5 protein-coding genes are annotated in these 5,786 nt (G+C 69.4%); 2 read left to right on the forward strand and 3 right to left on the reverse strand.

What is annotated here, in order from left to right:
- A partial coding sequence (locus tag DMC18_RS18015) for a GNAT family N-acetyltransferase (protein WP_146218123.1) occupies positions 1 to 691 on the forward strand: 691 nt, incomplete at its 5' end.
- 13 nt (positions 692 to 704) lie between these two features.
- On the opposite strand, the gene DMC18_RS18020 is transcribed toward DMC18_RS18015, so the two are convergent.
- Complete coding sequence (locus DMC18_RS18020) at positions 705 to 1,238, reverse strand: SRPBCC family protein (protein ID WP_110121169.1); 534 nt, start codon at positions 1,236 to 1,238, stop codon at positions 705 to 707.
- A gap of 231 nt (positions 1,239 to 1,469) precedes the next feature.
- The gene (locus DMC18_RS18025; protein WP_110121170.1) at positions 1,470 to 2,321 is read right to left on the reverse strand and encodes a glutamate racemase; all 852 of its coding nucleotides are present in this window, start codon (positions 2,319 to 2,321) and stop codon (positions 1,470 to 1,472) included.
- Between the two features lie 156 nt (positions 2,322 to 2,477).
- Between DMC18_RS18025 and DMC18_RS18030 the strand changes: the two genes are divergently transcribed.
- Positions 2,478 to 4,604 carry a M3 family metallopeptidase gene (locus DMC18_RS18030; protein ID WP_110121171.1) on the forward strand — a complete coding sequence of 709 codons (2,127 nt, stop codon included), beginning with the start codon at positions 2,478 to 2,480 and terminating at the stop codon, positions 4,602 to 4,604.
- Between the two features lie 206 nt (positions 4,605 to 4,810).
- Here DMC18_RS18030 and DMC18_RS18035 read toward each other — a convergent pair.
- Positions 4,811 to 5,786: methyl-accepting chemotaxis protein (locus DMC18_RS18035; protein ID WP_233248209.1), on the reverse strand; the 976-nt coding region annotated here is incomplete at its 5' end.

Here is a 5,786-nt window from a genome sequence, read left to right on the forward strand (position 1 = left end):
GGCCGACTCCTGGATCGTCGACGTCTCCGCCGGCTACGAGGCCTACGCCACCGACCGCAAGAGCGCCGGGGTGGGCGTGCTCAAGGACATCGACAAGAAGCGCCGCAAGGCCGAGCGCGAGATCGGGCCGGCGCGCTACGCCGCCATGTCCGAAAGCCGGGCCGACTTCGACCAGCTGATCGCCTGGAAGCGCGAGCAGCTGCTGGCCACCGGCCAGACCGACCTCTTCAAGACCGACTGGGTCAACCGCCTGGTCGAGGACATGTTCGCCCGTCGCGACCCGGACTTCGGCGGCGGGCTCTACACCCTGCACCTGGGCGACGAGCTGGCCGCCGTGCACCTGCACCTGCGCGGGGCGCACACGATCCACGGCTGGCTGATCGCCCACAACGCCAAGTTCGACCGCTATTCGCCCGGCCTGCTGCTGTTCCAGGACATTCTCAAGGGCATGGACGGCGGCCCCCATACGCGGCTGGACCTGGGCACCGGCGACTACCGCTTCAAGCGCGAGCTCTCCAACGCCCGCCAGACCGTGGTGTTCGGCTTCTACGGCGCGCCCTCGCCGGCCACCTTCGTGCGCTCGGCCGCCTGGGGCGTGCGCCAGGTCGCCGAGGCCCTGCCGCTGGGCCGGATGTCGGCCCTGCCCGGCAAGGCCATGCGCCGCATCGACCTGCTGCGCGGGCTGCACTGAGGGCGACAGCGCCCTACCCGGCCTTGCCCGTCTCCAGATAGGCTTTCAGGCGGTCCTGCTGCTGGCCGAGCACCTGGTCGACGACCGGGGCGATCTTGTTGAGGCCGCCCTTCATGTAGCCGCCGGCGTCGTAGCTCCAGGTCAGGGTGGTCTTGCCGTCGGCTTCCGCCAGCGCCCAGACCAGGTGGCCGCTGGCGCCGGAAAACTGCAGCGGACCAAGCCCGCCGAACAGGGTCAGCTGCTTGCCCGGCTGGGCGTTGACGACGGTCATGTGCAGAACCGCGCCGCTGTTTGGCATCTTCTCGCAGAAGCAGGCCCCCGGCGCCGCGCCCAGCGACAGGTTGGCGGCCGAGCCCGACCAGGTGTGGTCGCTGCTCCACCATTTGGCCGGCTGCACCAGCGCCGCCCAGACCTCGGCGGCGGGCTTGGCGATGACCACGACGCGCTTGGTCTCGAAACCGTTCGGCTGGGCGTCGACCACCTCGGCGCGCGCGGCGCCGGCCGCCAGCAGGGTCAGGACGGCGAGAACGGGGGCGGCGAGTTTCATGGCGCGTCTCCGGCAACGATGTTCCGGGATCAAGCGCCGGCTTGGCTGTCTAGGCAAGCCACCCCTTGCCCGTCATCCCGGCCGAAGCGCAGCGTAGAGCCGGGACCCAGGGGCCGTCGCTTTGCATCGACAGTCGCATGGTTGCGGACCTCGCCATCGCGCCCAGTCCCCTGGGTCCCGGATAGCGCTACGCGCTTCCGGGATGACGGGCTGAGTTACGCGACGGAGCCGTCAGGCCTTCTCGAACACCAGCGGCCCGCCCCAGAAGCTCTGCACCAGGCCGTTCTGGGGGCCCGGCTGGCCGGTGGTCAGGAACACCCGGCCGCCGCCCGTGCCCGGGTCGTACTCGGGGTGACGTTCCAGGTATCGCTCCAGGGAGTCGGCGGTCGAGGCCGGCTGGTGGATCACCGGGGTGCCGGCCGGCAGGGCGGCGCGGAAGATGTCGGCGATGATCTCGTAGTGGGTGCAGCCCAGCACGGCGCGGTCGGGATAGCGGCCGATGCGGGTCTTCAGCGCCAGGACATAGCCCTCGACGGCCTTGGCCAGATCGACGACGCCGGCGTCAGCCTCGATCATCGGCACCAGGTCCGGACAGGGCTGCGAGAACACCGCCAGATCCTGCTTTCGCTTGTCGATCTCGATCTCGTAGACGCGGGAATTGGTGGTCCCTTGCGTGGAAAACACCCCCAGCACGTCCAGCTGCTCGACCTTGTCGCCGCGGCGCTCGGCCTCGTGCTCCCAGGGCAGGCCCGTGGCCGCCTCGATGGTCGGCACGATGATGCCCAGGATGTTGATCGGACGACCCAGCTGCTTGCGATAGCCCGGCAGCCAGGTCTGCTGCAGGCGGCGAAGGGCGATGGCCGACGCGGTGTTGCAGGCCAGGACCACCAAGCTGGCGCCGGCCTCGAACAGGCGCTCGCAGCCGGCCCGCGTCAGGTCGACGATCTCTTCCCCCGGCTTGCCGCCATAGGGGGCGTTGGCCTGGTCGGCCAGGTAGACGAAGTCCGCCTGGGGCAGACGCTGCACGAGGGCGCGGTGGACGCTGAGGCCGCCCACGCCGGAGTCGAAAACGCCGATGGTCATGGCCTGAGCATTAGCCGCGCCGAGGGCCTCCGTCCATGCGCCCGCACGAGGGAAAAGGGCGGAAAAGGCGTCGGCTTTGAAAAGGTTACGGTCCTGTCATGTGACGGGCGCGCGGGCATGGCCTAGGGTCCGGCCACACTCAACGGAGAGCCATCCGTGCAACGTCGCACCTTCCTGCTTTCGTCCGCCGCGGCCGCCGCCGCGAGCGCCGCCGCGCCCGCCCTTTCCTTCGCCGCGGAGACCAATCCCTTGCTCGCCCCCTGGACCGGCCCGTACGGCGGCGTCCCCGCCTTCGACAAGATGAAGGTCGCCGACCTGACCCCGGCCGTCGACACGGCCATGGCCAGGAACCTGGCCGAAATCGACGCCATCGTCGCCAACAAGGAAAAGCCGACCTTCGCCAACACCATCGCGGCGCTGGAAGACACCGGCCGCACCCTGGCCGACGTCGCCTGCTACTACGGCATCTGGGGCTCGAACATGAGCTCGCCCGAGTACCAGGCCATCGAGCCGGCGATCGACGCCAAGTTCTCGGAGATCGGCGACAAGATCACCCAGAACGCCGGGCTCTTCGCCCGTATCGAGGCCGTCTACAACAGCCCCGAGAAGGCCAAGCTGACCCCTGAGCAGCAGCGCCTCGTCTGGATCTACTACACCAACTTCGTGCGCTCGGGCGCCAAGCTGGACCCGGCCGCCAAGGCCCGGGTCGCGGCCATCAACACCGAGCTGTCGGGCCTCTTCACCAAGTTCAGCCAGAACCTGCTGGCCGACGAGGAGACCTATATCGAGCTGACCGAGGCCGACCTGGCCGGCCTGCCCGACGCCATCAAGGGCGCGACGGCCTCCAGCGCCGAGCAGCGCAAGCTTCCCGGCAAGAACATCATCGTCAACACCCGCTCCAGCGTTGACCCCTACCTGACCAACTCGCCGGTGCGCGCCACCCGCGAGAAGGTCTGGAAGGCCTTCGTCAACCGCGGCGACAACGGCGGCGCGACCGACAACAACGCCCTGATCTCCAAGATCCTCAAGCTGCGCGCCGAGCGCGCCAAGCTGCTGGGCTTCGAGACCCACGCCCACTGGCGCCTCGAGAACGCGATGGCCAAGACGCCCGACAAGGCCATGGCCCTGATGGAAGCCGTCTGGACCCCGGCCATCGAGCAGGTCGCCAAGGACGTCGCCGACATGCAGGCCATCGTCGACGCCGAGGGCGGCGGCTTCAAGATCGAGCCGTGGGACTACCGCTACTACGCCGAGAAGGTCCGCAAGGCGAAGTACGACCTCGATATGAACGAGGTGAAGCCGTACATGCAGCTGGAGAAGCTGCGCGAAGGCATGTTCTGGGCCGCCGGCCAGGTCTACGGCTTCGAGTTCAAGAAGGTGTCGGGCCTGCCCGTCTACCAGGACGACATGACCGTCTACGAGGTGCTGCGCGGCGGCAAGCACGTGGGCCTGTGGTACTTCGATCCCTATGCCCGCCAGGGCAAGCGCTCGGGCGCCTGGATGAACGCCTACCGCAACCAGGAGCGCTTCAAGAAGCCGATCTCGACGATCGTCTCCAACAACTCCAACTTCATCGAGGGCAAGCCCGGCGAGCCGGTGCTGATCTCTTGGGACGACGCCAACACCCTGTTCCACGAGTTCGGCCACGCCATCCACGGCCTCAACAGCGACGTCACCTACCCGACCGTCTCGGGCACCAACGTCGCCCGCGACTATGTCGAGTTCCCCAGCCAGCTGAACGAGCACTGGCTCTCGACGCCCGAGGTGCTCAACAAGTTCTGCGTCCACTACAAGACCGGCGCGCCGATCCCGCAGGCCCTGGTGGACAAGATCAAGAAGGCCTCGACCTTCAACCAGGGCTTCGACACCACCGAGTACCTGGCCAGCGCCCTGATCGACATGAAGCTGCACCTGGCGGGCGGCGTCGACATCGATCCGGACAAGTTCGAGCGCGAGGAACTGGCCAAGCTGAACATGCCCAAGGAGATCGTGATGCGGCACCGCACGCCGCAGTTCGGTCACGTGTTCTCGGGCGACGGCTACTCGGCCGGCTACTACAGCTACCTGTGGGCCGACACCCTGACCGCCGACGTCGCCGAGGCCTTCCAGGAGGCGCCGGGCGGCTTCTACGACAAGCCCACCGGCCAGCGCCTGATCAAGACGATCATGTCGCGCGGCAACTCGGTCGACCCGGCCGAGCAGTTCCGCGCCTTCCGCGGCCGCGACGTCAAGATCGGCGCCCTGATGCGCGACCGCGGCTTCCCGGTTCCCCCGGGGGCGTGATCGCCTTCGATAGCGTCTGAATGAAGAGCGCCCCGCCTGGTTTTCACCAGGCGGGGCGTTTTCTTAGATCCTCCCCCTCTGGGGGAGGTGGCCCGGAGGGCCGGAGGGGGGCCGTTCTCAGCCGCCGCCGACCCTGGCCAGCCTCGCAGCGACTTCCCTCTCCGTCGGCTTCGCCGACACCTCTCCCTTCGGGGAGAGGGTCTTCTCTAGGCCGCCCGCTTCGCCGCGCTCGCGCCGCCGCCGATCTTGAACCGGCCCACCAGCCGCGCCAGTTCGGCCGCCTCGTTGGAGAGCGAGTGGCTGGCCGCCGTCGACTGCTCGACCATGGCGGCGTTCTGCTGGGTGGCCTGGTCCATCTGGTTCACCGCCACGTTCACCTGGGCCAGGCCCGTGGCCTGCTCCTGGGCGCCGGCGGCGATCTCGGCGACGGTGTGATTGATCTCCAGCACCCCGGCGGTGATGCGGCGCAGGGCCTCGCCGGTCTGGCCGACCAGGGCCACGCCCTCGTCCACCTGCTGGCCGGAGGCGCCGATCAGGCCCTTGATCTCCTTGGCCGCCTCGGCCGAGCGCTGAGCCAGGGCGCGAACCTCGGAGGCCACGACCGCGAAGCCCTTTCCGGCGTCACCCGCCCGGGCGGCTTCCACGCCGGCGTTGAGGGCCAGGAGGTTGGTCTGGAAGGCGATCTCGTCGATCACCCCGATGATGTTGCCGATCTCGCGCGAGGAGGCCTCGATCTGGGTCATGGCGGCGACGGCGCGCTCGACCACGGCCCCGCCGGCCTCGGCGTCCTTGCGGGCCGCATCGACCGAGCGACGGGCCGTGCCCGCGCCTTCGGCCGCGCGGCGGACGGTGGCGGTGATCTCGTCCAGGGCCGCGGCGGTCTCTTCCAGGCTGGCGGCCTGCTGCTCGGTGCGGCGCGACAGGTCGTCGGCCGCGTGGCTGATCTCGCCCGAGCCGGCGCGGATGCCGCCGACCGCGCCGGTGATCACGCTCATGGTCTCCTGCAGCCGCTGCATGGCCGCGTTGAAGTCGTCCTGCAGCTTGCGATAGGCGGGCGGGAAGGCGTGGTCGAGGCGGGCGGTCAGGTCGCCCTGGGCCAGGCGCTCCAGCCCCTCGCCGACCTGGGCGACGACCCCGGCCTGCTCGCGGGCCGACGCGGCGCGCTCGGCCTCGTTGGCGCCG

It is taken from the genome of Caulobacter sp. D5 (genome assembly GCF_003185805.1).
Lineage (GTDB): Bacteria > Pseudomonadota > Alphaproteobacteria > Caulobacterales > Caulobacteraceae > Caulobacter.